This window comes from Phycicoccus sp. DTK01 (genome assembly GCF_017312765.1).
GTDB classification, from domain to species: domain Bacteria; phylum Actinomycetota; class Actinomycetes; order Actinomycetales; family Dermatophilaceae; genus Phycicoccus; species Phycicoccus jejuensis.
Genome location: NZ_BOPU01000014.1, coordinates 1 through 25,121, shown reverse-complemented (window position 1 = coordinate 25,121; position 25,121 = coordinate 1). Strand labels below are relative to the sequence as shown.

Below are 25,121 nucleotides of genomic sequence, written 5' to 3'. Positions count from 1 at the left end.
ATGCGTTTCAACAGTCACGTCGACGCCGTGCTCGACACGACGGTCCGCCTCGTCAACGCGCTGACCCCGGGCACCGACGGCGGCCGCGAGCACCCGGCACCGCCCCGGGCCGCCCTGCGCGGCGCGGTCGTCGAGGCGGTCCGCTACGACGGCTACGACCCGCGCCCGTCGGCCCGGGACCTCGATGACCTGCTGCCGGAGGTCCACGCGGCCCGCGAGGTCGTCGAGCACCTCGACGCGGGGCGCGACGACGCCGCCGCCGACCTCGTCAACCGCATGCTGCGCCGGACGCAGGCCCACCCCGAGCTCGACCGCTCCCCCGACGGGCGCTGGGCCATCCACTTCCACGGCCCCGACACCTCCTTCGCGCGCGGGTGGTCCGCGGGCATCGCCGCCGGGCTCGCGATGGCGATCGGTGGCGACCTGGGCTCGCGGCTCGGGGTCTGCCGGGCGCCGGGCTGCGACCGCGTGTGGGTCGACCGCAGCCGCAACACCCACCGGCGCTTCTGCTCCACGCGCTGCCAGAACCGGGTCAAGGCCGCCGCGCACCGCCGACGCACCCGGCAGGGTTGAGCCGCGGCCGGTCCCGACCGGCGCTCACGATGCGAGGTCGTCGGCCGCCCGCAGCGGCGCCGGGAAGGGCCGCACCGCCGCCGGGGTGGCGACGAAGGCCGCGACGAGCGGGACCCCGAGCCGGCGGCAGACGTCGAGGGCCATCTCGTGCCACGCGCGGTCGGTGTCGGTGAGCAGCACCGAGCCGTCGCGACCGCGGGCGAGCACCACCCCGCCGAGGTCGAGGGGCCGCAGCGCCTCGACGAGGCCGTCGCGCAGCTCCCAGGGGTCGTGCTCGTCCCCGGTGTCGCCGATGACGAGCGGCGTGCGCAGCCGCAGGGTGTCGTCGAGCAGGAGGAACCCGGCGCACCCGTCGACGCGGTCGGCGTGGGACACGACGAGGTCGACGACGTCGGCCGCGAGGAGCGGGTCGTCGAGGGGCAGGTCGGGCCAGGTCTCGGGCAGGTCGTCGAAGCTCATGCCTCGAGCGTGGCCGAAACCCACGCGAGCGCCGTAGGGTTTTCCACAGGGCCGCGCCCGTAGCGTCGGACCATGGCCCACGACTCCGTCGACGACGCGCACACCCGACCCGCCGGCACGAGCGACGCCACCGTCGCCGCCCTCGGCAAGCTCTCGGAGGCCCTCGAGGTCGTCGAGGAGGCCCGCGGGCACCTCTACGCCTTCCACCGCCGCTGCGGGACGGCCGACCTCACCCTCGGCGAGGCGGTCGACGCGCTGCGCGACGCCGGCCACACCGAGCTCGCCGACCGCGTCGAGACCGACCTCGTGGGCCGGAACGTCCTCGCCGGACGCTGGTCCTTCCAGGTCGTCGAGGAGTACGACGACGGGTACTACGCGACCTTCCGCGAGCACGAGCGGCGCGCCCGCGAGGAGCTGATGGAGGGCCGCCGGCACGTCTTCGAGGCGGAGATGAAGGAGGACCGCCGCACCGCGGGCCGCGCCGGCCACGCCGCCACCCCGGAGGACTCCTCGCGCGGCTGAGGACACGCCCGTATCACCGCGGCCCACCCGGTGCTCCTCACCGCATGAGGACCATCACCCCGGGCATCGCCCGCGCCGTCACTCCGTCCGACTGGACCGCCGAGCAGCTCGCCCGCCGCGAGGCCCCGCCCCGGCAGCTGCACCTTCCGCGCATCCCGCGGCCGGCGGCGGCGCACCTGCCGCACCTCGGCGTCGCGCGGCACCGCACGCCCTGAGCCGCAGGGCGGCCCGACAGGTCAGTCGAAGACGACCGTCCGCGTCCCGTTGAGGAGGATGCGCGACTCGCAGTGCCACCGGACGGCCCGGGCGAGCACCCGCGACTCGACCTCCTCGCCGGCCCGGACGAGCGCCTCGGGCGTCATCCGGTGGTCGGCGCGCACGACGTCCTGCTCGATGATCGGCCCCTCGTCGAGGTCCGGCGTCACGTAGTGCGCGGTCGCCCCGACGAGCTTGACCCCCCTCTCGTGCGCCTGGTGGTAGGGCTTCGCGCCCTTGAACGAGGGAAGGAACGAGTGGTGGATGTTGATGACCCGCCCCTCGAGGTCGCGCGCCAGCGAGTCCGAGAGGACCTGCATGTAGCGGGCGAGGACGACGAGGTCGACGTCGTGCTCGGCGACGACCTCGCGCAGCCGCGCCTCGGCCTCGGCCTTGGTGTCGGCGGTCACCGGCACGTGGACGAACGGGATGCCGTAGGAGGCGACGAGCGGCTCGAGGTCGCGGTGGTTGGAGACCACGGCCGGCACGTCGAGGTTGAGCTGCCCGCTGCGCCACCGGAAGAGCAGGTCGTTGAGGCAGTGCCCGAAGCGGCTGACCATGAGCAGCGCACGGGTCGGCGTGTGCGCGTCGCGCAGCGACCACTGCATCGCGAAGCGCTCGGCGACGGGGGCCAGCAGCTCCTGCCAGCGCTCGACGCCGGGGTCCTCCCCCGCCACGGACCACCGGATGCGCAGGAAGAACTGGTCGGTGCGCACGTCGTCGAACTGCTGGCTCTCCTCGATGTTGCCACCGTGCTCGAAGAGCAGGGTCGTGACCGCCGCGACGATGCCGGGTCGGTCGGGGCAGGACAGGAGCAGGACGTACTCGGGCACGGGTCCACCGTACGGAGGTCCGGCCCGGCGGCGCGTGCGCGTCCGCCGGGCCGGGTGCCGGTGCCGGGTGGGGTCAGCTGCCCGACGTCGACGGCGCCGCCGAGGGGGCGGGGGCCGGCGCGCAGTCCGCGCCACCGGTGGGCGGGGCGGGGGCGGCCGGAGCAGCACCCTCCTTCGGCGCCGCCGGGGCAGCGCCGTCCTCGGGCGCGGCGGGAGCAGCACCCTCCTTCGGCGGGGTCGGGGCCTCGCCGGCCTTCGGCGGGGTCGGGGCCTGGCCGTCGGCCGGCGGCGCGGGGGGCGTCGCGCAGCCGCAGGCCGTCCCGGTCGTGCCGTCGGACGGGGCGGTCGAACCGTCGCCCGTCGCGCCGGACCCGTCACCCGTCGTCCCGGAGCCGTCGGTCGAGGGCACGGTCACGGACGGGGCGGTCGTGCTCGCCGGGGTCGACGGGCCGTCGGCGTACGCCGCGCCCATCCACATCCCGCCGCCGATGAGCGCGGCCGCGGCCACGCCGGCGGCGACGGTGAACCGGGTGCGGGTGCGCCGGACGGGCGCCTCGGCGACGGGAGCGGCCGACGACGGCAGGGCCGCCATCTCGTGCGTGTCCCACCACTGCGGGTCGCGGTCGGGCTGGTTGCGGTACAGGTTGTCGTCCACGGGCGGACTCCTCGGTGCGGGGCCCACCCCGGTGGCGGGCCGTCGACATCGAGCCTGCGGACGCATCCTCAAGCGAGCCTCAAGCCGGGGACCGGTGCGCGCACTTTGAGGAAACCTTGAGGCCGGCGACCCAGACTGGAGCCATGGCCACCGCACGCATCCTGCTCGTCGAGGACGACGACGCCATCCGCGACGCCGTCGCCGTGGCGCTGCGCGACGAGGGGTACGAGGTCGCGGCCCGTCCGGACGGCGCGTCGCTCGAGGACCACCTCGAGGCCTTCCGCCCCGACCTCGTCGTCCTCGACTGGATGCTCCCCGGCCGCGACGGCCCGACCCTCGCGCGGGTCGTGCGGCGGTTCGGCGACGTCGGGGTGGTCATGCTCACCGCCCGCGACGGGGTGTCCTCGCGGCTGCGCGGGTTCGACTCCGGCGTCGACGACTACGTGACGAAGCCATTCGCGATGGCGGAGCTGCTCGCCCGCCTCCGCGCCCTCCTGCGCCGGCTCGGCCGGGTGCCCTCGACGGTCGAGGTGGGTGACCTCGTCGTCGACCTCGACGGCGCCGTCGTCACCCGCGCCGGCCACCGCATCGACCTGACGGCGACCGAGCTGCGCCTGCTGGGCTTCCTCGTCGAGAACCGCGGCCGGACGATGTCGACGACGCAGATCCTCACCCAGGTGTGGGGCTACGAGGACGTCGCCGAGAACCTCGTCCAGGTCCACGTCTCGGCTTTGCGCAAGAAGCTCGAGGCGCACGGCGACCGGCTCGTGCACACGGTCCGCGGCATCGGCTACGTGGTGCGCGCGTGAGCGGCCCTCCGCCGGCCGAGGCCGAGCGGGCCGACGCGCCGCTGCCCACGGGCTCGCTGCGCTGGCGCGTCGTCGCGGCGGTCATGGGCCTGCTCGTCGTGCTGCTGCTCGTCCTGTCCGTCACCGTCGACCGGGTCCTCACCTCCCGCACCCAGGGGCAGCTCGAGCAGCGCCTCCTCGACCGGGTCGCGGTGGCCCAGGCCCTCGCGGACCAGGTGTCGGCGCAGGACCTCGTCGACCGCATCGGCGGCGAGGGCGTCTCGGTGCGGCTGACGACGTCCGACGGCGAGGTCCTGACGGCCGGCCCGCAGGGCGCCGCGCCGTCCACCACGCCCTCCCCCGGCGGGCCGCGGCCCAGGCCCGGCCCGGCCGCCCCCGACGCCGTCGTCCGCAGCGGCGACGTCTACAGCGTCGAGCGCCGGCTGCCCGTCGGCGAGCTGCTGCTGACGACCGACTCCGGCGGCCTGCAGCAGACCCTCACCCAGGTGCGCTGGGTGCTCGCGCTCTCGTCGCTCGGCGTGCTGCTCGTGGCCGCGCTGCTCGTCGCGCTGCTCACCGGCCGGCTCCTGCGCCCCCTCGACACGATGACGACGACGGCGCGCTCCATCGCGGCCGGCGACCGCGGGCGCCGCCTGCGGCCGGACCGCCCCCAGACCGAGCTGGGCCGGATGGCCGGCGCCTTCGACGAGATGCTCGACGCCGTCGAGGGCGCCGAGGGCCGCGCCGTCGCCGCCGAGGCGCGGGTGCGCGACTTCGTGCTCGAGGCGGCGCACGAGCTGCGGACCCCCCTCGCGGGGGTGCAGGCCTCCGCCGAGGCGCTGCTGCTCGGGCGGCCGGAGCGCGAGGAGCAGGAGCGCCTGCTCGCCGGGGTCGTCCGCGAGTCGCAGCGCGCCGGGCGCCTCGCCGACGACCTCCTGCTCATGGCCCGGATCGACCGCGGGGTCGAGCTCGAGCGACGACCGGTCGACCTCCACGACCTCGCCGAGGACGTGGCCGCCTCCGCGGCAGGGCGGCCGGGCGCGGCGGTCACCGTCGGCACCGCGCACGGGCCGGCGCTCGTCGAGGCCGACCCCGACCGCGTCACGCAGGTCCTCACCAACCTCGTCGACAACGCCCGGCGCGCGGCCGGCCCCGACGGCCGCGTGCACCTCGACGTCGGCCCCGGCGGGCGCGTCGTCGTCGCCGACGACGGGCCGGGCGTACCGCGCGCGGACCGCGAGCGCATCTTCGAGCGGCTCGTCCGCCTCGACGAGGCCCGCTCCCGCGACCGCGGCGGCGCGGGCCTCGGGCTGCCGATCGCGCGCGGGCTGGCCCGGGCACACGGCGGGGAGCTGCGCCTGCTCGAAACCGGCACCGGCGCGGCCTTCGAGCTGACCCTGCCCTGATGCCCGGGCCGCCTCGACGGGGCTCAGTGGGCGGCGCCGGCCCCCTGGACGAAGGCGATGACGGCGTCGGCGACCATCTGCACGGCGATGGCCGAGAGCAGCAGGCCGGCGATGCGGGTGAGCAGGACGATGCCGCTGTCCTTGAGGAGCCGGGCCAGCGGGGTCGCGAACCGGAAGACGACGAAGACCAGCCCGAGCGCGGCGACGAGCGCCACCGCGACGGCCACCACCCCGCCGGTGCCGTCGGCGTTCTGCACGGCGAGCATCGTCGCGACGATGGCGCCGGGGCCCGCGAGCAGCGGGGTGCCGAGCGGCACGAGGGCGACGTTGACCCCGGCGTCGGCGTGCTGCTCGGACTCGGCGCCGGTCAGCAGCTGGAGCGCGACGATGAGGAGCAGCAGCCCGCCGGACGCCTGCAGCGCGGGCAGCGAGATGTGCAGGTAGTCGAGGATCCGCTGGCCGAAGACCGCGAACGACGCGATGACGCCGAGCGCCACGAGGCTCGCGCGGCGGGCCGCCGAGACCTTCTGCTCCTTGGTGAGCGGGCCGGTCAGCGCGAGGAAGATCGGGATGGCGCCGGGCGGGTCGAGGATGACGACGAGGGTGACGAACGTCGTCGTGAAGGCGGAGACGTCGAACCAGCTCACGGCCGGACCACCTCGGCCCCGGTGGCCAGCGCCTCGATCCGCTCGAGCACCTCGGGCGTCGTCGTGCGCTCGCCGAGGCGGTTCCGCTTGCCGTCCCCGTGGTAGTCGCTGGAGCCCGTGACGAGGACATCGAGGGACGCGGCGAGGTCGACGAGGTGGCGCACCGCGTCGGGGTCGTGGTCGCGGTGGTGCGCCTCGATGCCGGCCATCCCGGCGGCGACCATCTCCTCGAGCAGCTCGTCCCCGACCGTGCCGGCCCGGGTGACCGACAGCGGGTGCGCGACCACCGGCACCCCGCCGGCCGCCCGGACGACCTCGACGGCCCGCACGGGGTCCGGGGCGTAGTGGCCGACGTAGTAGGGGCCCCGGTCGGAGAGCAGGTGGGCGAACGCCTCGTCGCGGTGGGCGACGGCGCCGGCCCGGACGAGGGCGTCGGCGATGTGCGGCCGCCCGGGGGTCGCCCCCTCCTCGACCTCGGCGCGCACCGACTCGACCGACACCGGCAGGCCGTCGGCGGCCATCCGGTCGACCATCCGGTCCAGGCGGGTCTCGCGGCTGTCACGCGCCTGCTCGAGCTCGGCGACGAGGGCCGGGTGCGTGGGGTCGGGCAGGTACGCCAGCAGGTGCACGGACCGGCGTCCGCGGGCGCAGGACACCTCGATGCCGGGCACGAGCGCGATGCCCAGGCGGCGGGCGGCCTCGGACGCCCCGGTCCATCCGAGGGTCGTGTCGTGGTCGGTCAGCGCGACCGTCGTGAGGCCGGCCTCCACCGCGGAGGCCACGACCTGCGCCGGCGGCTGCGTGCCGTCGCTCGCGGTGGAGTGCGTGTGCAGGTCGATCACCCGCAGATGCTATCGGCGAGCGAAGACCCTCCCGACCGGGGCAACCTTTCCCCGGGTGCCGCCGTAGAGAGGATGACACCGAGCATCAGGAGGATCCATGAGCACACGGGTGAGGGCCGAGCGCGACGCCGCGTTCACGGCCTTCGTCGAGCAGGCGTCGCCGTCGCTGCTGCGCACGGCGTGGCTCCTCACCGGCGACCACCACGCGGCCCACGACCTCGTGCAGGCCGCCCTCGTCAAGACCTACGTCGCCTGGCCGCGGGTGCGTCCGGAGGGGGCGCTCGCGTACTCGCGCAAGATCCTCGTCAACGAGCGGACCGACTCCTGGCGCCGACGCCGCGGCGAGGTCAGCGTCGGCGAGGTGCCCGAAGCGCCCGTGTCCGCATCGACGACGAGCGAGGACCGCGACCTCGTCGTCCGGCTCCTCGCCGGCCTCCCCGACCAGCAGCGACGTGTCGTCGTCCTGCGCTACTACACCGACCTCAGCGAGCAGGCCGTCGCCGACCTGCTCGACATCTCGCTCGGCTCCGTCAAGTCCGCCGCCTCGCGCGGGCTCGCCGCCCTGCGCACCCAGCTCACCACGACCGACGGGAGCACCCGATGAGCCACGACGTCTTCGAGGACGAGCTGCGCACGCTGCTGCGCGGCGCCACCGAGGCCGAGAACCCCGCGTTCCACGACATCGACACCACCGAGGTCCTCGGCAGCGGCCGCCGCGTCGTGCGCCGCCGCCGGATGGCCGCGGCCGGCGCCGCGCTCGCCGCCGTCACGGTCGTCGGGATCGGCTCGTGGGCCGCGCTCGACGGGTCGTCGGACCGCGCACTGGAAGTCCCGGCCACGCGCACCAGCGCTCCCTCGGTGCGCCCCGTCACCGCGCTGCTCGAGCCGTTCTCCGACCTCTCGAGCAGCACCGACGGCGAACCGCTCGCGATCCCGGGCCCCCAGCGGGTGGGGGTCCGGATCGCGCCCGGCGGCACGCCGGACCTCGAGTACCTCGCGGTCGGCGCGGACGGCAGCACGTCGATGCTGGGCGGCTCGAGCCTCGACGGCGTCCCGGCCCTCGCGTCGACCTGGGGCACCGCCGGCCCGGACGCGCACGTGCTCGTCGGGGTGCTCCCGGAGCAGGCGGAGGAGTTCCAGCTCGTCACGCCGATGTCCGACGAGGGCGGCCACGCGTCGACCTCGGCGCGGGCGCCCCTGGCCGGCACGGGCCGGCAGGCGTTCGCCGTGCGGTTCGAGGTGGCCGGCGACGCCGACACGGTCCAGCACCTCCTCTGGTGGGACGGTCGCGGGACGGTCCACGACGAGACCGGGGCCGTCGTGCCCGCCGTGACGCTCGATGACGCGGAGCGGACGGTTGTCTTCGTGTCCGAGGACCTCGACCGGATGGGCACCTTCTCGGCCGACGGCGGGCAGTCGATGATGGAGCTCGACGGCTCGCGCAACAGCAGCGGCCGCCCGTTCCTCGGGTCCGGCCGGGGCACGGGAGACCGCATCGACGGCCTGTTCGCGGCGGTCGTGCCGGCCGGGACGACCGCCGGGACCTTCACCCCCGCCGCCGGGACCGTCGTCGAGGACCCGCTGACGATCGCGCCGGTGCCCGGCACCGACCTCGCCGTGCTGTGGACCCGCTACTCCTACCCGGCGGCACCGGAGGGGCCGGGCTACCGGAGCATCACCTGGGACGAGGGAGGCCGCACGGTCACCGAGCGGCCCTGATCCCTCAGGACTGCGGCGTCGGGCGGCCGGGCTGCTCGCCGCCGCGGGCGTCGAGGTAGGACTGCTTCGGGACCATCACCTTGCGCCGGAAGATGCAGACGACGGTGCCGTCCTGCTTGTAGCCGATCGTCTCGACGTGGACGACCCCGCGGTCGTCCTTGCTCGTGCTCTCCCACTTGTCGAGCACCGTCGTCTCGCCGTAGAGGGTGTCGCCGTGGAAGGTCGGCGCGACGTGCCGCAGGCTCTCGATCTCGAGGTTGGCGATGGCCTTGCCGCTGACGTCCGGCACCGACATCCCGAGGAGGATCGAGTAGACGTAGTTGCCGACGACGACGTTCTTCCCGAACTGCGTCGTCTCCTCGGCGTAGTGGCTGTCGAGGTGGAGTGGGTGGTGGTTCATCGTCAGCAGGCAGAACAGGTGGTCGTCGTACTCGGTCACCGTCTTGCCGGGCCAGTGCTTGTACGTCGCCCCGACCTCGAACTCCTCGTAGCTGCGCCCGAACTGCACGTCGATCTCCTTCGCTCCGGTGTCCCGGACATCCTCGCGCGAGCCCGCGACCGGCGGCAGCCCGCCGCGACGTGCCCTTCCCCACACCCCCGCAGCGACCCGCCAGCACCCGACGCGGGTGCATCACCGGCCCACCCTGCTTCGTGACGGGGAAACCGGCTCAGGACACCGTTGTTGCCACGCCCCGTGCCGACAACCCCGCCAGAGCCCGCCGGACCCGCGCGACGACCCGCTCGGGATGCGCCAGGTCGGCCCACCTGACGCGGACGACCGCGTACCCGAGCGCGCGCAGGCGGTCCTCCCGGCGCTTCTCGGCGACCAGCGCCTCACGTCCGTCCGCCCCGCCGTACTTCACGGCCCCGTCGAACTCGACGACGACGCGGTCCTCGACGAGGAGGTCGACCCGACCGACGAGACCGTCGTCGTCCCCGACCCACACCTGCGCCCGCAGCACGAACCCGGCGTCCACGAGGAACAGCCGGGTCAGCGTCTCGCCCGGCGACTCGGAGAGGGCGCTGCACCGAGCCATCACCGACTCGGCGCGCAGGACCTGCGCCGGGCGCCCGGCCAACCGCCCGAGGGCCTCACCGAGCTGCTCTCGCGAGATGCGCCCGGAGTGCAGCGCGGCGTCGACCGGCACCATCCCCGCACGCACGCACGCACGCCCGACCGGACGACGACCTGCGCGAGGGCGAACGCGACGGGGACGCACCGGTAGCCGTCGGCGACGACGTGCTCGACGTCCTCCCGGGGGTGGACCCGCAGGCCGCCGGCCGAGCGCGTCCACCCCGAGGCCCGTCGCCTCCGCGCTGGTGAACACCCCACCTCGGGCCAGCGCGAACGCCGTCAGTCGACCGTCCATCCCGAGATCGTGCTGGAACCGGTCGCCACAGCCGTGGACTTGTCCACAGGGTCCGGCGGGGACGGGGTTGTCGGCACGGGGCGGGACAACGACCCCGCCCGGCGCCGACAAGCCCGCCCGGAGCCTCGGTGGTCGAGGGTCGGGGGCTCTAGGGTCGGGTCATGGCGGACTTCATCGGCGCGGTCGACCAGGGCACGACGAGCACCCGGTTCATGGTGTTCGACCACGACGGGCGCGAGGTGGCCCGTCACCAGCTCGAGCACGAGCAGGTCCTCCCCCGCGCCGGATGGGTCGAGCACAACCCGCTCGAGATCTGGGACCGCACCCAGACCGCCATCGGCTCGGCCCTGACGAGCTCCGGTCTCTCGACCAGGGACCTCGCCGCGATCGGCATCACGAACCAGCGCGAGACGGCGATCGTCTGGGACAAGCGCACCGGCCGCCCGTTCCACAACGCGATCGTCTGGCAGGACACCCGCACGGCCGCGATCGCCCGCGCGCTCGACGCCGACGGCCGCGGCGACGTCATCCGCGAGAAGGCCGGGCTGCCGCCCGCCACCTACTTCAGCGCCGGCAAGGTCCAGTGGATGCTCGAGAACGTCGACGGCCTGCGCGCGGCCGCCGAGCGTGGGGACGCGCTCTTCGGCACCCCCGACACCTGGGTCGTCTGGAACCTCACCGGCGGCCCGGACGGCGGCCTGCACGTCACCGACGTGACGAACGCCAGCCGCACGATGCTCATGGACCTCACCACGCTCGACTGGGACGACGAGCTCCTCGGCTTCTTCGGCATCCCCCGCGCGATGCTGCCGACCATCAGCGCGAGCAGCCACGCGGAGGCGTTCGGGCGCACGGGCGACCGGCGCGGCACGAGCGCGGTGCCGATCACCGGGGTGCTCGGTGACCAGCAGGCGGCGACCGTCGGCCAGGTGTGCTTCGCACCCGGTGAGGCCAAGAACACGTACGGGACGGGCAACTTCCTCCTGCTCAACACCGGCGAGGAGCTCGTGCGCAGCACGAACGGGCTCCTGACGACGGTCGCCTACCAGCTGGGCGACGCCAAGCCGGTGTACGCCCTCGAGGGCTCGATCGCGGTGACCGGCAGCGCCGTCCAGTGGCTGCGCGACCAGCTGGGCATCATCTCCGGCGCCTCCGAGGTCGAACGCCTCGCGGCCCAGGTCGAGGACTCCGGCGGCGTGTACTTCGTGCCGGCCTTCAGCGGCCTGTTCGCGCCCTACTGGCGCAGCGACGCCCGCGGCGCGATCGTCGGCCTGTCCCGCTTCAACACCAACGCGCACCTGGCGCGGGCGACGCTCGAGGCCATCTGCTACCAGTCGCGCGACGTCGCCGACGCGATGGTCGCGGACTCCGGTGTCGAGATGACGTGCCTCAAGGTCGACGGCGGCGTCACCGCGAACCGGCTGTGCATGCAGCTCCAGGCCGACGTCCTCGGGGTGCCGGTCAGCAAGCCGGTGGTCGCCGAGACGACCGCGCTCGGCGCTGCGTACGCGGCCGGCCTGGCGGTCGGGTTCTGGGCCGACACCGACGAGCTGCGGGCCAACTGGGCCGAGGACGAGCGGTGGGAGCCTACCTGGTCCGACGAGCAGCGGCGCGACGGCTACGCCGGGTGGCGCAAGGCCGTCGACCGCACCCTCGACTGGGTCGACGACTGAGAGTCGCTCTACGACAACGGCTCCGGGCCGCCGGCCAGCGATCGTCGCACGACCTTGCCGTTGGGCGTGCGCGGCAGCCGCCCGACGACCCGGACGGCGCGCGGGCACTTGTAGCGGGCCAGGTGCTCGGCGGCGAAGGCCAGCAGCACCTGCTCGTCCGGGTGCTCGTCCGCCGCCGGGACGACGAACGCCGTGATGATGCGCACGCCGTCGCGCACCGCCACCTCGGTCACCGCGACCTCGCCGACGGAGGGGTGGCGCGCCAGGACGGCCTCGACCTCGTGCGGCGAGACCCGGTACCCCATCGAGGTCATCACGTCGTCCGCCCGGCCGTGGTGGTGGACGTAGCCGTCGGCGTCGACGTGGACGAGGTCGCCGCTGACGAACCAGTCTCCGCGCCAGGCGGACTCGTCCTCGTCCGGACGCTGCCAGTAGCCGAGCATCAGCCCCGGGTCGCTGCGGCGCACCGCCAGCAGCCCCGCCTCGCCGACCGGCAACGGCTCCTCCCCTCCGTCGACCGGCAGCACGGCGATGCGCCGACCAGGTTGCGCCCGACCGGGGCTGCCGGGCCGCACCGGGGTCGACGGGCCCGACGAGACGAACGTCGAGACCTCGCTCATCCCGAGCGCTTCGAACAGCTCGAGCCCGGTCCGTGATCGCCACTCCTCCAGCAGCGCCGGCGTGAGCGCCTCCCCCGCCGTGACGGCGTGCCGCAGCGAGCGCAGCGGACCGTCCGGCGCACCGAGCGGATCACCCGCGCACCGGGCCAGCAGCTGCCGGTAGACGCCCGGGACCGCCGCGAACACCGTTGCCGCGCAGTGCTCCACGAGGCGAGGCCACGCTGCAGGGTCGCGACGTCCGCTGTGGACGACCGCCGTGGCGCCGACCGCCCACGGGTCCGTCAGCCCCACCCCGAGCGTGTAGGTCCACGTGAACGACCCGGCGTGGAGCACGACGTCCCCCGGGCCGATGCCGAGCCACCCGTCGTACATGGGCCGCCGGCCGAGCACCGACCGGTGCGCGTGCAGCACGCCCTTGGGCCGGCCGGTCGTCCCCGACGTGTAGACGAGGAACGCGGGGTCGTCGGCCGCCGTCGACGCCCAGTCCGCCCGAGCGCCACCGGCCCGCCACCGACCGAGGTCCTCCGGCCCCACCACCGGCAGCCCGGTGGACACCTCGAGGCCCGGCGCCACCGCGAGCGCGACCGCGCCGCAGTCGGCCGCGACGAACGCGACCTCCTCGGCCGTCAGCTGGTCCGAGGTCGGCACGGGCACGACACCCGCCGCCACCGCCCCGAAGAACGCGAGCGCGAAGTCGCTCGTGTCGCCGAGCCGCAGGACGAGCCGCTCCCCCGGCCGGATCCCGCTGCCCAGCAGCCCCGCCGCGACGGCGCGCACGGCGTCGGCCAGCTCCCCCCACGTCCACCGCTCCTCGCCCGCCGACGGGTCGTCGAGGTCGTGCGTGACGACGAGCCCGAGCCCGTCGGCCGGCCGGTGCGCCGCCGGGCCGAGGCACGCGCGGGCGAGGTTGACGGGCGGCAGCCGCGGCGTCATCGACGCTCGAGCTGCACCGGGGGCCCGTGGTGGTCGCAGGTGCCGAGGAGGACCCCGTCGAGCTCGATGCGCGGCATCCGCGGCAGGGGCCTTGCGACGGCCGACTCCCAGACCGCCCACGGGGTCTCCATCGACACGTGGGCGAGCGGCATGCGGCCCCGGGCGTCCACCATGGCGGACTCCACCGCCCGGGCCTCCTCGACCGCCCAGTAGACCCGGGTCACCGAGTGCCACACGACCGTCAGCACCCCCTCCGCCGGGGCGGCGGCCAGCTGCTCGGCGAGCCACGCCCCGGCCGGCGCGGCGTCGACGGTGACCGGGTGCCGGCGCATCACCTCGAGGGCCCCGTCGAACCGCAGGTGGCGGTCGAGCATCCACGGCCAGACGAAGGAGCGCATGTACGCCTCTCCCTCCTCCGTCGAGACGTCGACCGGCGCGAGGTCGCACCCCCGCCGCTCGACGACCTCGAACGGCTGCGGGTCGAACCCCGCTGCGCCACAGGCGTCGATGACGAGGGGGGCGTCCTCGGGGCCCGCGCTCCAGCCGTCGCCCTCGAACCGGTACCGGTCGACCTGCAGACCCATCCCCGCCGACGCCCCGAGCTCGAGCAGCCGGACGTTGCGCAGGCCGGTCCGCCGCACGGCCTCCGAGATGCCGACGAGCAGCGCCACGGCCCGACCGGGCTCGTTGGTCTGCGGCGCGTCGTCGAGGCTGTCCCTCAGCTCGACGACGTGCGCCGCGAGCACCGGCCGGACGGCCGCCCACGCCTCCTCGGGGTCGGCGTCGCCGCCGAGCACCGGGTAGAAGGGCACGAGCTGCGGGGCGTCGCCGCGCAGGACGATGCGGAAGAGCCCGGCGAGCAGGCGCAGCTGGACGAACTGGCGCGCCTCCGAGTGCTCCCAGCCCTCGAAGATCTCGCGGGTGACGCCCTCGTCCTCCCAGTCGTCGGCCATCTCGGCGAGGAGCACCCCGTAGAGGTGGTCACGGTGGCCGAAGTGCTCGCGGAACCGGTCCGCCAGGGTCTGTCCGGCGCCGGTCCCGTGGCCGTGCGCCGCCTGCTCTGCTGTCACCGGCAGAGTGTCGCAACGTGCGCTCCGACGCCGCAAACGCTGCGCCACGGGTCGGGCGGTCGGGCGGCCGTGGCAGCATGGGGTGGGTGAGCGAGGAGCAGAAGCAGGCCGACAACCGCGCCCGGGCGACCACCGACGAGCTGCGGGCGTTCATCCGCGAGGACTGGGCGCCGCGTCGCCCGACCGTCACGGGCCCCTCGCCCGCCGCGGCCCCGGCCGCCGCGCGCCGCGCCGTGCTGAGCGCGGCCTACCCGAAGCAGCGGCTGGTCGTCCCCGCGGGCGGGCTCAAGGTCCGCAGCAACGACACCGACTACGTCTTCCGCCCGCACACCGCCTTCGCCTACCTCACCGGCCTCGGGGCCGACCGCGAGCCGGACGCCGTGCTCGTCCTCGAGCCGCTCGAGGACGGCGGCCACGAGGCGGTCCTGTACTTCCGCCCGCTCGCCGACCGCGACAGCGACGAGTTCTTCGCCGACGCCCGCTACGGCGAGTTCTGGGTCGGCGCCCGGCCGACCCTCGAGGACGTCGAGCTCGAGCTCGGCCTCACCGCGCGGCACGTCGACGGTCTCGTCGACGCCGTCGCCAAGGACGCCGGCGAGGTCACCGTGCGCGTCGTCCGCGACGCCGACCACGAGCTGACCGCCCGCCTCGACGCCGCCCGCGTCGCGAACGGCGCCGCCGAGGAGGGCCTGCAGGAGTCCGACGACGCCCTCGCCCACGAGGTCTCCCTCATGCGCCTGTGCAAGGACGACTACGAGGTCGAGCAGATGCGCGAGGCGGTCGCGGCCACCCACGCGGGCTTCGAGGCGATGATCGCCGCGCTCCCCGACGCCGTCGGCGACCCCCGCGGCGAGCGCCGGCTCGAGGGCACCTTCGGGCTGACCGCCCGCCACCGCGGCAACGGGGTCGGCTACGACTCCATCTGCGCCGCCGGCGACCACGCGAACACGCTGCACTGGATCAAGAACACCGGCGAGGTCACCGCCGGCGAGCTCGTGCTCATCGACGCCGGCGTCGAGGTCGACAGCCTCTACACCGCCGACATCACCCGCACCCTCCCCGTCGACGGCACCTACACCGACGCCCAGCGCGAGATCTACGACGCCGTGTACGCCGCGCAGCAGGCGGGCATCGCCGCCGTCAAGCCGGGCAACAAGTTCTCCGACGTCCACGCCGCGGCCATCCGCGTCATCGCCGAGCACCTGCACGCCTGGGGCCTGCTCCCCGAGGGCGTCTCGGTCGAGGACAGCCTCGACAAGGAGCACGGCCAGTACCACCGCCGCTGGATGGTGCACGGCACCTCGCACCACCTCGGCCTCGACGTCCACGACTGCGCCCTCGCGACCCGCGAGGAGTACATGGACGCCGAGCTGCGTCCTGGGATGGTCCTCACCGTCGAGCCCGGCCTCTACTTCAAGGCCGACGACCTCAAGGCGCCCGAGCGCTTCCGCGGCATCGGCGTGCGCATCGAGGACGACGTGCTCGTCACCGAGGACGGCTGCGAGAACCTGTCGGACGCGATGCCGCGCAGCTCGGCGGACGTCGAGGCCTGGGTCAGGCGCGTCCAGGGCCGTTGACCCGGTCCCCGGCTCAGCGTCGGTCGATGACGACCTGCGCGGTCCACGCGTGCTCGACGCCGGCCGCCTCTCCCCCGCCGCCGAGGATCATCTGGAGCAGCTCGCGCGGGGACGGGAAGTCGTCGGGCAGCGCCGCGTTGTAGGCCGCGTGCGCCTCGAGCGAGTGCACGGACGCCTCGAAGTGCTCGCCCGACACGTCGACGGCGTGCGTCGGCGAGGGCGACCCCGCGACGGCGACGACCTTCACGCCGGCCCACGGCTCGAGGCCCTCGTCGAGCAGGTCGCGGTGCAGCCACCGGTTGCCGGCGTCGGCCACGGCGTCGAGCGTCGCGAGCCCGACCGCGCGGTGGTCGGCCTGGTTGACCATGTTCGGCCCGAAGAACTCCGCCCAGGTCTGGCCGACGACGAGGTCGGGCCGGTGCCGCCGGATGGCCGCGGCGATCTCACGCCGCAGCGGCACCCCGGCCTCGATGGCGCCGTCGGCCCGGCCGGCGAACTCGACGACGTCGACCCCGACCCGGCGGGCGCTCTCGCGCTCCTCGGCCTCCCTCACCGGACCGGCCTCCTCGGGCGACATCGTGTCGATGCCGGCCTCGCCGCGGGTCAGGAGGAAGTACGCGACGTGCGCCCCCTCGCCCACCCAGCGGTGCACGGCCGCGGCCGTGCCGTACTCGATGTCGTCCGGGTGCGCCACGACGCAGAGGACGGAGCGGAAGGGACCCTCGAGGGGCAATAGGTCGGGACGGTCGTCGGCCATGGGCCGAGGCTACGCGCGCCCGACCCGCCGCGTCAGGCCTGCGGCGGCTGCTGCGGCTGCGCGGGGTGCTCGGTCGCGAGCCGGGCCCGCTCGGCCTCCTGCGCCTGGCGCACCTGCTCCTGCGCGGCCTTCATCGGGTCCATCTGGGCGAGCAGCTCGCGGCCGCGGGTCACGTGGCGGTGCTCGACGAGGACCTCGTACTTGGCGGCGACGACCTGGCTGACCGAGGTGAAGTCGCGCTGGCCACGGGTCAGCCGGTAGCCGAACCAGGCCCACACCATCCCGAAGACGGCACCGAAGAGGACCGTCGAGATGATCGAGACGATGTTGAAGCCGCTCGGGTCGAAGACCGCGAAGATCGTCCCGACGAACAGGCCGAGCCACATGCCCGACAGGGCGCCGGCGCCGATGACGCGGCCCTGGGTGAGCCGGCCCGTGACGCGCTCGATCTGCTTGAGGTCGGTGCCGACGATCATCACGTCCTGGACCGGGAACTCGTGGTCGGACAGGTAGTCGACGGCCTTCTGCGCCTCCTCGTAGGTGTCGTGGACCCCGAGGCTCATCGGGTACTCCAGCGACAGGGCGGCGCGCAGGCCCGGGCGCATCGGCTGGGTGCTCATGTCCCCAGTGTGTCACCGCCCGCTGGACGCGGGCTGGACGCCTGCTGGGCGGAACCGCCGGTGCCGAGGGTCAGCGCGCCTTGTAGTCCTCGAGGAGGCGGCGGCCGATGATCATCTTCTGGATCTCGGCCGTGCCCTCGCCGATGAGCAGCATCGGCGCCTCGCGGTAGAGGCGCTCGATCTCGTACTCCTTGGAGTAGCCGTAGCCGCCGTGGATGCGGAAGGACTGCTCGACGACGTCGGCGCAGTTCTCGGCGGCGAGGTACTTGGCCATGCCCGCCTCGAGGTCGTTGCGCTGGCCGGCGTCCTTGAGCCGCGCGGCCTTGACCATCATCTGGTGGCTCGCCTCGACCTTGGTCGCCATGTCGGCGAGGCGGAAGAGGATGCCCTGGTGCTCGGCGATCTTCTTGCCGAACGTCTCGCGCTGCTGGCTGTAGGCGATGCCGAGCTCGAACGCCCGCCGCGAGAGGCCGCAGGCCCGGGCGGCGACGTTGACGCGGCCCACCTCGACGCCGTCCATCATCTGGTAGAAGCCCCGGCCCGGGACCCCGCCGAGGACCTGCGCGTCGGTCGTGCGGTGGCCCTGGAAGACGAGCTCGGTCGTGTCGACGCCCTTGTAGCCCATCTTGTCGATCTTGCCGGGCACCGTGACGCCCTGCGCGGTCTCGCCGAAGCCGGACTCCTTCTCGACGAGGAAGGTCGTCATGTTCTTGTACGGGCTCGTGGACTCCCCGAGGTCGGTCCTGACGAGCACCGCGACGAGGTTGCTCGAGCCGCCGTTGGTCAGCCACATCTTCTGGCCGTCGATGGTCCAGCCGCCGTCCTCGCCCCGGACCGCCTTGGTGCGGATGGCCGCGACGTCCGAGCCGAGGCCCGGCTCGCTCATCGAGAACGCCCCGCGCACCTCGCCGGTCGCCATCCGCGGCAGGTAGCGCTGCTTCTGCTCCTCGGTGCCGTGCTGGAGCAGCATGTACGCGACGATGAAGTGGGTGTTGATGATGCCGCTGACGCTCATCCAGCCGCGGGCGATCTCCTCGACGACGAGCGCGTAGGTGAGCAGGCTCTCGCCGAGGCCGCCGTACTCCTCGGGGATCATCAGCCCGAAGATCCCCATCTCCTTCATGCCCTCGACGATCTGCGTCGGGTACTCGTCCTTGTGCTCCAGCTCGGTGGCCACGGGGAGGATCTGCTCGTCGACGAACTCGCGGACCAGCTTGATGAGCTCGTGCTGCTCCTCGGTGAGACCGTCGGTGGTCTGGAGTCGGGACATGCGCGGATCGCCGCCTTCGCGTGGGTCGGTGGTGTCGCGGATCAGTGTGCCTTCGGCAGCAGCGCCCCGGAACGCCCGTCGACTGTGAGTCCCCCCACCGTGTGACGCCGCCCACGCCCCGGCCGCGCGGGAAAAGGAGTGGCGCCGTCGGGGACGGCTGCCGCACGCTGGGGTCCGAGCGCGCACCCCGCGTGCTCCCGCACGACGAAGGAGGCCGACATGTCCACGACTGTCCCGGGCCGCACCCCGGCCCCGATCCCCTTCCTCGCACAGGAGCACTCCGTTGGCACACATGCCGTTCCACCTGCCGCAGAAGCAGGCAGCCCTCTCCACCGACACCTCCCCTGACGCCCCGCCCGAGGGCGAGCGCTGGTCCTCCTGGGACGGCGCGACCCACGGGCCGAAGCCCCGCCCGGGCTGGGTCGTCACCGCGCTCGGCGCCGTCGACGCCGACCTCGGCGTCCTCAAGACCGGCAAGGAGGCGGACGTCCACGTCGTCCGCCGCTGGGTCCCGGGCTCCGGCACCGTCTCGACGATGGCCGCCAAGCGCTACCGCAGCGGCGACCACCGCCTCTTCCACCGCGACGCCGGCTACCTCGAGGGACGCCGGGTCCGCAAGAGCCGCGAGGCGCGCGCGATGGCCCGGCGCACCGACTTCGGCAAGCAGGTCATCGCCGGGCAGTGGGCGGCCGCCGAGTTCGCCGCGCTCGGCTCCCTCTGGGAGCTCGGCCTGCCGGTGCCCTACCCCGTCCAGCTCGACGAGTCCGAGATGCTCATGGAGTTCGTCGGCAGCACCGACGGCCCGACGCCGGTCGCGGCGCCGCGCCTGGTCCAGACGCGCCCCGAGCCCGCGCTGCTGCGCGACCTCTACGAGCAGCTGCGGTCGGTGATGCTCACGCTCGCCCACCACGGCTGGACGCACGGCGACCTCAGCCCGTACAACGTCCTCGTCCACGACGAGCGCCTCGTGCTCATCGACTGGCCGCAGGTCGTCGACGTCATCGGCAACCCGCAGGGCTTCGAGTTCCTCGAGCGCGACGCGACGACGATGGTCACGTGGTTCGCCCGGCGCGGGCTCGAGGTCGACGCGGGCGAGCTCGTCGGCGACCTCGTCGCGGAGGCGACGGCGCGGTTCTGACACCTCCCACTGCCCCCGCCCTAGCCTGACGTCGTGCCCAGCCCGCCCCGCCGCCAGGTCGTGGCCGGGGCCGTGTCGGCCGCGGCGCTGGCGCTGGCGGGCTGCTCGGCCGGTGGCGTCGAGGTCCGCCGCGGCACCCTGCGCTCGCGCCACGTGCCGGGGCGCGACCTCCCGTGGGTCCTCGCGATGCCGCACGACCGGTCGGTGCTGCGCGCCCCCGTCGTCGTCCTCCACGGCAAGGGCGGGCACGGCGAGCAGGCCCTCGACCTCCTCCACCTCGACGACCACGTCGCCGCCACGGGGCTCGCGGTGGCGGCGGTGGACGGCGGCAACGGGTACTGGCACCGGCGCGACGACGGCACGGACTCCGGCGCGATGGTCACCGACGACTTCCTCCCCCTCGTCGCCGAGGAGTACGGCGCGACCGACCGGGTCGCGTTCCTCGGCTGGTCGATGGGCGGCTACGGCTCGCTGCTCCTGGCCGGCGAGCTCGGGCCGGAGCGCGTCGCGGCCGTCGCGCCGATGAGCGCGGCGCTGTGGACCTCGCCGGGCGCGTCGGCCCCCGGCGCCTTCGACGACCGCGAGGACTTCGAGCAGCACGACGTCTTCGCCGCGGCCCGCTGCCGGGTCCTCGGGCGCATCCCCGTACGCATGGCCTGCGGGCGCGAGGACCCCTTCGCCGCAGCGAACCGGGCCTTCGGGCAGGTCCTTCCGTCGGCGCGCGTGACCATCGACGACGGCGGGCACACCGGTGACTACTGGCGCGACCACGGCGGTCCGCAGCTGCGCTGGATCCGCTCGGTGCTCGACGGGGGTGCGAGCGCCTAGGGTTCACCCATGCCGTCGCCGCTCTCCCTCGCCCCGCCGACGACCCCCGACCCGCTCGAGGCGCCCCCGCTGCGCTGGGGTGTCATCGGCCCGGGTGGCATCGCCCACGTCTTCGCCGACGCCGTCCGCGAGGGCACCCGCTCCAGCGTCGTGGCCGTCGGGTCCCGGTCGGCCGAGCGGGCGCAGGAGTTCGCGCAGCGGCACGACGTCGCGAGCGCGTACGGCTCGTACGAGGAGCTCGTGGCCGACCCGGGCGTCGAGGCGGTCTACGTCGCGAGCCCGCACAGCGAGCACCACGCGCACGCCCTGATGGCCCTGCACGCCGGCAAGCACGTCCTCGTCGAGAAGGCCTTCACCCGCAACCGCGAGGAGACCGACGAGGTGCTCGCCGCCGCCGAGGCCGGGGGCCTGCTCGCCGCGGAGGCGATGTGGAGCCGCTACCTGCCCCAGTACGACGTCGTCCGCCGCACCATCGAGGCCGGCACGCTCGGCGAGGTCGTGCTCGTCCAGGCCGACCACGGCCAGCACCTGTGGCCGGACGGTCCCCGTCGGCTCTGGGACCCCGAGCTCGCCGGCGGGTCGCTCCTCGACCTCGGCGTCTACCCGGTCCATTTCGCCGACCACGTCCTCGGCGAGCTCGGCACCGTCGCGGCCCGGGGGACGCTGAGCCCCGAGGGGGTCGACGTCACCGTCGGCATCAGCGCGGTCAAGGGGTCGACGCTCGCCCGGATGACCTCGACGATGGCGGCCGCGACGCCGTGCGCCGCCCTCGTCGCGGGCGCGGCCGGGCGCCTGGAGCTGACCGGCCCCGGTCACTTCTACGGCGCGGCGAGCACCGTGCGGCTGCTCGACCCCGAGGGAACCCTCGTCGACACCTTCGAGCCCGAGCACCCCGACCACGGCTTCCGCTACGAAGCGGCCGAGGTCGCCCGCGCCGTCACCGAGGGTCGCAGCGAGACCTGGTCGGTGCCGTGGGAGGCCACCCGGCGGGCCATGGGGGTCATGGACGAGGTCCGCCACCAGCTCGGCGTCGTCTACCCGGGAGAATGAGCCCCATGTCGTCCCCGCACCTGTGGCTGCGCCACGAGACCCGCTCCACCGAGCGCCGCGCCCCGCTCGTCCCCCACGACGCGGCGCGCCTCGTCGCGGACGGCGTCCGGGTCACCGTCGAGGAGTCGCCGCAGCGCGTCTTCGGCATCGAGGCCTACCGCACCGGTGGCTGCGAGGTCGCGCCGGCCGGGTCGTGGGTCGACGCCCCCGACGACGCGTACGTGCTCGGCATCAAGGAGCTCCCGGACGCCCCGACCGAGCTGCGACACACCCACATCTTCTTCGGGCACGCCTACAAGGGTCAGGAGGGGGCCGGCGCGCTGCTGCGCCGCTTCACCGCCGGCGGGGGCACGCTGCTCGACCTCGAGTACCTGACCGTCGACGGCAGGCGCGTCATCGCCTTCGGCTACTGGGCGGGCTACGTCGGCGCCTCGCTCGGCGTCCTCGCGGCCCGGGGCCGGCTCGAGCCGCTGCACCCGATGGAGAAGGCCGAGCTCGACGCCCTCGTGCGCTCAGCCGGCGCCGACGGGATGTCGGCGCTCGTCATCGGCGCCCAGGGCCGCAGCGGCATCGGTGCCCTCGACGCGCTCGTGGCCGCCGGCACCGTCCTCGACGGCTGGGACCGCGAGGACACCCGCGAGCTCGACCACCAGGCGATCCTCGAGCACGAGCTGCTCGTCAACTGCGTGCTCTCGACGACGCCGCAGGAGGCGTTCGTCCGGCCCGAGGACCTCGACGCCGACCGCGCGCTGCACGTCGTCGCCGACGTCACGTGCGACGTCACCTCCGAGCACAACCTCGTCCCGGTCAACACCTCGATCACGTCCTGGGAGGAGCCGGCGCGCCGGGTCGCCGACACCCCGGCGCTCGACGTCATCGCCGTCGACAACCTGCCCTCGCTCCTGCCGCGTGAGGCGAGCGTGGCCTTCTCGGCCGACCTCGTCCCGCTCGTCCCGTCGCTCGCCGGGCGCCGCGGGCCGTGGGCCGCGGCGGCGGCCGCCTACCGCGACGCCCAGACGGTCCGCACCGCCTGAGGCCGGGGTGGCCGCTCGGCGTCAGCGCGAGCGGACGACCTCGTCGACCGCGAGGACGCGCCGGGCGACCTCGACGTGGAGGTTCTCGACCATCCGGCCGCGGTACGTGACGACGCCGCGGCCGGCGCCGGCCTCCCAGGCGTCGAGCAGCCCGCGGGCGTCCTCGACCTCCTCGGCGCTCGGGGCGAACGCGGCGTTGCACGGGCCGACCTGCCCGGGGTGGATGAGCGTCTTGCCGTCGAACCCCAGGTCGCGGCCCTGCCGGCACTCGGCCTCGAGGCCCTCGGTGTCCTTGACGTCGTTGTACACACCGTCGAGGACGGCCACGCCCGCGGCGCGGGCCGCCAGGAGGACCGTCGAGAGCGCGGTGAGCAGGGGCGCTCGTCCGGGGACGAACCGCGCCTGCAGCTCCTTGACGAGGTCGTTGGTGCCGAGCACGAGGACGGCGAGCCGGTCCGACGCGGCGGCGATCTCGCGGGCGTCGAGGACGGCGCCGGGGGTCTCCACCATCGCCCAGAGGCGCGTGTGGTCCGGTGCGCCGTGGCGCTCCATCGCGGCGACGAGGTCGCGGACCTCCTGTGCTGAGCCGACCTTCGGCACGACGATGCCGTCCGGGCCTGCGGCACAAGCAGCCTCGAGGTCGGCGTCGTGCCACTCGGTGCCGAGGCCGTTGACGCGGATGGTCACCTCGCGGTGTCCGTAGTCGCCGGACGCCGCTGCCGCGCAGGCGTTCTCGCGGGCCTGCGGCTTGTCGTCCGGGCCGACGGCGTCCTCGAGGTCGAGGATCAGGCCGTCGACCGGGAGCGTCTTCGCCTTCTCGAGCGCGCGCTCGTTGCTGCTCGGCATGTAGAGCACGGAGCGGCGCGGGCGGTAGGCCTCGCTCATGCGTCGCTCCCCTCGGCGTAGAGCTCGGCGAGCTCGGGGTCGTTGGCGGACAGGCGGTCCGCGAGCTCGAGGATGACGAGGCACTGCTTGAGGCTCGCGTCGTCCTCCATCTTCCCGTCGAGCATCACCGCGCCCGTACCGTCACCCATCGCGGCCCGCACCCGGCGCGCGTGCGCGACGTCGTCGGCCGACGGGCTGAAGACCTTCTTGGCGATGGCGATCTGCACCGGGTGCAGGCTCCACGTGCCGACGCAGCCGAGGAGGAAGGCGTTGCGGAACTGGTCCTCGCAGGCGACGACGTCCTTGATGTCCCCGAACGGGCCGTAGTACGGGAAGATCCCGTGCATCGCGCAGGCGTCGACCATCCGGGCGATCGTGTAGTGCCACAGGTCCTGCTGGAAGACCGACCGGGCGCCGTCGACGTCGCCGTCGACCGGGTCCTGGCGCACGAGGTAGCCGGGGTGGCCGCCGCCGACCCGCGTCGTCTTCATCCGGCGGTCGGCGGCGAGGTCGGCCGGGCCGAGGCTGATGCCCTGCATCCGCGGGCTCGCGCCGGCGATGGCCTCGACGTTCGCCATGCCGCGGGCCGTCTCGAGGATGGCGTGGACGAGGATCGGGCGCGTGACGCCGGCCTTGGCCTCGAGCTGCGCGAGGAGCCGGTCGACGTAGTGGATGTCCTCCGGGCCCTGGACCTTGGGGACCATCACGACGTCGAGCCGGTCGCCGATCTCGGTGACGAGCGTGGTCAGGTCGTCGAGCGCCCACGGGCTGTCGAGGGCGTTGACGCGCGTCCAGAGCTGGGTGTGCTCCCCGAAGTCGGTGGCCCGCGCGATGTCGACGAGCCCCTGGCGAGCGGCCTCCTTGTTCTCGGCCTTGACCGCGTCCTCGAGGTTGCCGAGGAGCACGTCGACGGTGCCGACCATGTCGGGCACCTTCGCGGCCATCTTCGGGTTGCTCGGGTCGAAGAAGTGGATCATCCGGCTGGGCCGGGCGGGCACCTCCCGGAGCGGCGTCGGCGCCCCCACGGCGAGGGGGGCGAAGAAGTCCTTGGCGCTGCGCATCGTCGAGCCTTCCGAGGCGGGGTGCACGGTCGCGTCGGACGCTAGCAGCGGGCCGGGCCCCCTCCGCATGAGCCACGTCACGGTGTGACCCACGCCGCGGCGGGACTCCTCGCCCCGCCGGGCGCCACACGGGGCCGGCAGGACGAGATCGGGGCAGCAGGACGAGGTCGGGACGGCCGGACGAGGTCGGGGCGGGCTCGCGGTGCCGGGGTCGTCTCACCGCGCCGGGGTGTCATGACAGGGCGGCAGGACGAGATCGGGGCGGCAGGACGAGATCGGGACGGCAGGACGAGGACAGGGCGGCCCGGCAGGCGCACCCAGCGACGCCGCTCGTGCCGACATCGAGCCGGACACGAAGTGACGAAAGCGTCGATTTCTGTACGCCGCCCCGTGGGGCGAGAGGGTGGACGTCGGCAGTCCGAGGCTGTGGTCAGCCGGTGATGCGGTGCTGGGGTTCGGTGGTGCGGGTGGCACCGTCGGGGCCGTGCCAGGTGACGGTGCCGTCCGGGTCGAGGCGGGGTCGCCACCGGCCTTGC

Annotated in this window: 27 protein-coding genes; 13 read left to right on the top strand and 14 right to left on the bottom strand. The window is 74.4% G+C overall.

Features of this window, described 5'->3' with window-relative positions; all coding sequences use genetic code 11:
• Positions 1–573 carry a CGNR zinc finger domain-containing protein gene (locus tag J3473_RS18730; RefSeq protein WP_207025323.1) on the top strand — a complete coding sequence of 191 codons (573 nt, stop codon included), beginning with the start codon at positions 1–3 and terminating at the stop codon, positions 571–573.
• A gap of 24 nt (positions 574–597) precedes the next feature.
• Here the strand turns inward: J3473_RS18730 and J3473_RS18725 are convergent, their stop codons facing one another.
• Positions 598–1,032, bottom strand: coding sequence for a hypothetical protein (locus J3473_RS18725; RefSeq protein ID WP_030529586.1), 435 nt, complete (start codon positions 1,030–1,032; stop codon positions 598–600).
• A 72-nt stretch (positions 1,033–1,104) separates the two neighbouring features.
• Here J3473_RS18725 and J3473_RS18720 point away from each other — a divergent pair, with 72 nt between their 5' ends.
• Positions 1,105–1,554: a hypothetical protein gene (locus J3473_RS18720; RefSeq protein WP_030529585.1), complete on the top strand. Its 450-nt coding sequence runs from the start codon at positions 1,105–1,107 to the stop codon at positions 1,552–1,554.
• A 44-nt stretch (positions 1,555–1,598) separates the two neighbouring features.
• Positions 1,599–1,769 (top strand): hypothetical protein, encoded by a 171-nt coding sequence (locus tag J3473_RS18715; protein ID WP_157577715.1) that lies wholly within the window; start codon positions 1,599–1,601, stop codon positions 1,767–1,769.
• Positions 1,770–1,790: 21 nt separating this feature from the next.
• On the opposite strand, the gene purU is transcribed toward J3473_RS18715, so the two are convergent.
• A complete protein-coding gene (gene purU, locus J3473_RS18710) occupies positions 1,791–2,642 on the bottom strand; it encodes a formyltetrahydrofolate deformylase (protein WP_207025322.1) in 852 nt (283 codons plus the stop codon).
• A 73-nt stretch (positions 2,643–2,715) separates the two neighbouring features.
• Positions 2,716–3,297, bottom strand: a complete 582-nt coding sequence (locus J3473_RS18705) for a hypothetical protein (RefSeq protein ID WP_207025321.1) — start codon at positions 3,295–3,297, stop codon at positions 2,716–2,718.
• 143 nt (positions 3,298–3,440) lie between these two features.
• Between J3473_RS18705 and J3473_RS18700 the strand changes: the two genes are divergently transcribed.
• Both J3473_RS18700 and J3473_RS18695 read left to right on the top strand, forming a co-directional pair.
• Entirely contained in the window at positions 3,441–4,106 is a 666-nt protein-coding gene (locus tag J3473_RS18700; protein ID WP_207025320.1) for a response regulator transcription factor, read from the top strand.
• Positions 4,103–5,491 carry a HAMP domain-containing sensor histidine kinase gene (locus J3473_RS18695; RefSeq protein ID WP_242525964.1) on the top strand — a complete coding sequence of 463 codons (1,389 nt, stop codon included), beginning with the start codon at positions 4,103–4,105 and terminating at the stop codon, positions 5,489–5,491. The genes J3473_RS18700 and J3473_RS18695 overlap by 4 nt, the downstream gene beginning before the upstream one ends.
• A 23-nt stretch (positions 5,492–5,514) precedes the next feature.
• Here the strand turns inward: J3473_RS18695 and J3473_RS18690 are convergent, their stop codons facing one another.
• Together J3473_RS18690 and J3473_RS18685 are read right to left on the bottom strand one after the other, a co-directional pair.
• On the bottom strand, positions 5,515–6,138 hold the full coding sequence (locus tag J3473_RS18690; RefSeq protein WP_207025319.1) for a MarC family protein: 624 nt from the start codon (positions 6,136–6,138) through the stop codon (positions 5,515–5,517).
• On the bottom strand, positions 6,135–6,980 hold the full coding sequence (locus tag J3473_RS18685; protein WP_207025318.1) for a PHP domain-containing protein: 846 nt from the start codon (positions 6,978–6,980) through the stop codon (positions 6,135–6,137). Before J3473_RS18685 ends, J3473_RS18690 begins: the two co-directional genes overlap by 4 nt.
• A gap of 97 nt (positions 6,981–7,077) precedes the next feature.
• Here J3473_RS18685 and J3473_RS18680 point away from each other — a divergent pair, with 97 nt between their 5' ends.
• Positions 7,078–7,584, top strand: coding sequence for a SigE family RNA polymerase sigma factor (locus J3473_RS18680; RefSeq protein WP_207025317.1), 507 nt, complete (start codon positions 7,078–7,080; stop codon positions 7,582–7,584).
• Complete coding sequence (locus J3473_RS18675) at positions 7,581–8,699, top strand: hypothetical protein (protein WP_207025316.1); 1,119 nt, start codon at positions 7,581–7,583, stop codon at positions 8,697–8,699. Before J3473_RS18680 ends, J3473_RS18675 begins: the two co-directional genes overlap by 4 nt.
• A gap of 4 nt (positions 8,700–8,703) precedes the next feature.
• Here J3473_RS18675 and J3473_RS18670 read toward each other — a convergent pair whose 3' ends face one another.
• Complete coding sequence (locus tag J3473_RS18670) at positions 8,704–9,207, bottom strand: MaoC family dehydratase (protein WP_207025315.1); 504 nt, start codon at positions 9,205–9,207, stop codon at positions 8,704–8,706.
• Positions 9,208–9,367: 160 nt separating this feature from the next.
• On the bottom strand, positions 9,368–9,850 hold the full coding sequence (locus tag J3473_RS18665; protein WP_207025314.1) for an endonuclease domain-containing protein: 483 nt from the start codon (positions 9,848–9,850) through the stop codon (positions 9,368–9,370).
• A gap of 380 nt (positions 9,851–10,230) precedes the next feature.
• Between J3473_RS18665 and glpK the strand changes: the two genes are divergently transcribed.
• Entirely contained in the window at positions 10,231–11,742 is a 1,512-nt protein-coding gene (gene glpK, locus J3473_RS18660; RefSeq protein WP_207025313.1) for a glycerol kinase GlpK, read from the top strand.
• A gap of 8 nt (positions 11,743–11,750) precedes the next feature.
• Here glpK and J3473_RS18655 read toward each other — a convergent pair whose 3' ends face one another.
• Complete coding sequence (locus J3473_RS18655) at positions 11,751–13,295, bottom strand: class I adenylate-forming enzyme family protein (RefSeq protein ID WP_207025312.1); 1,545 nt, start codon at positions 13,293–13,295, stop codon at positions 11,751–11,753.
• A complete protein-coding gene (locus J3473_RS18650) occupies positions 13,292–14,365 on the bottom strand; it encodes a DUF2332 domain-containing protein (protein WP_242525963.1) in 1,074 nt (357 codons plus the stop codon). Before J3473_RS18650 ends, J3473_RS18655 begins: the two co-directional genes overlap by 4 nt.
• Before the next feature lie 86 nt (positions 14,366–14,451).
• Here J3473_RS18650 and J3473_RS18645 point away from each other — a divergent pair, with 86 nt between their 5' ends.
• Positions 14,452–15,942, top strand: coding sequence for an aminopeptidase P family protein (locus tag J3473_RS18645; RefSeq protein WP_207025311.1), 1,491 nt, complete (start codon positions 14,452–14,454; stop codon positions 15,940–15,942).
• Positions 15,943–15,955: 13 nt separating this feature from the next.
• Here J3473_RS18645 and J3473_RS18640 read toward each other — a convergent pair whose 3' ends face one another.
• The 3 genes from J3473_RS18640 to J3473_RS18630 all read right to left on the bottom strand — a co-directional run bounded on the left by J3473_RS18640 (position 15,956) and on the right by J3473_RS18630 (position 18,589).
• A complete protein-coding gene (locus J3473_RS18640) occupies positions 15,956–16,699 on the bottom strand; it encodes a PIG-L deacetylase family protein (protein WP_207025310.1) in 744 nt (247 codons plus the stop codon).
• Between the two features lie 32 nt (positions 16,700–16,731).
• Positions 16,732–17,319 (bottom strand): general stress protein, encoded by a 588-nt coding sequence (locus J3473_RS18635; protein WP_051750731.1) that lies wholly within the window; start codon positions 17,317–17,319, stop codon positions 16,732–16,734.
• A gap of 70 nt (positions 17,320–17,389) precedes the next feature.
• On the bottom strand, positions 17,390–18,589 hold the full coding sequence (locus J3473_RS18630; RefSeq protein WP_207025309.1) for an acyl-CoA dehydrogenase family protein: 1,200 nt from the start codon (positions 18,587–18,589) through the stop codon (positions 17,390–17,392).
• A gap of 292 nt (positions 18,590–18,881) precedes the next feature.
• On the opposite strand from J3473_RS18630, the gene J3473_RS18625 reads away from it, so the two are divergent.
• Genes J3473_RS18625 through J3473_RS18610 form a run of 4 tightly spaced genes read left to right on the top strand, consistent with a single transcriptional unit; the run spans position 18,882 to position 22,639 of the window.
• Positions 18,882–19,727, top strand: a complete 846-nt coding sequence (locus J3473_RS18625; RefSeq protein ID WP_207025352.1) for a serine protein kinase RIO — start codon at positions 18,882–18,884, stop codon at positions 19,725–19,727.
• 33 nt (positions 19,728–19,760) lie between these two features.
• A complete protein-coding gene (locus J3473_RS18620; RefSeq protein WP_207025308.1) occupies positions 19,761–20,555 on the top strand; it encodes an alpha/beta hydrolase family protein in 795 nt (264 codons plus the stop codon).
• 9 nt (positions 20,556–20,564) lie between these two features.
• A complete protein-coding gene (locus J3473_RS18615; RefSeq protein ID WP_207025307.1) occupies positions 20,565–21,605 on the top strand; it encodes a Gfo/Idh/MocA family protein in 1,041 nt (346 codons plus the stop codon).
• A 5-nt stretch (positions 21,606–21,610) separates the two neighbouring features.
• Positions 21,611–22,639 carry a saccharopine dehydrogenase gene (locus J3473_RS18610; protein WP_207025306.1) on the top strand — a complete coding sequence of 343 codons (1,029 nt, stop codon included), beginning with the start codon at positions 21,611–21,613 and terminating at the stop codon, positions 22,637–22,639.
• A gap of 21 nt (positions 22,640–22,660) precedes the next feature.
• On the opposite strand, the gene J3473_RS18605 is transcribed toward J3473_RS18610, so the two are convergent.
• Positions 22,661–23,524: a CoA ester lyase gene (locus tag J3473_RS18605; protein ID WP_207025305.1), complete on the bottom strand. Its 864-nt coding sequence runs from the start codon at positions 23,522–23,524 to the stop codon at positions 22,661–22,663.
• Positions 23,521–24,585 carry a CoA ester lyase gene (locus J3473_RS18600; RefSeq protein ID WP_207025304.1) on the bottom strand — a complete coding sequence of 355 codons (1,065 nt, stop codon included), beginning with the start codon at positions 24,583–24,585 and terminating at the stop codon, positions 23,521–23,523. The genes J3473_RS18605 and J3473_RS18600 overlap by 4 nt, the downstream gene beginning before the upstream one ends.
• Positions 24,586–25,121 lie beyond the last annotated feature (536 nt).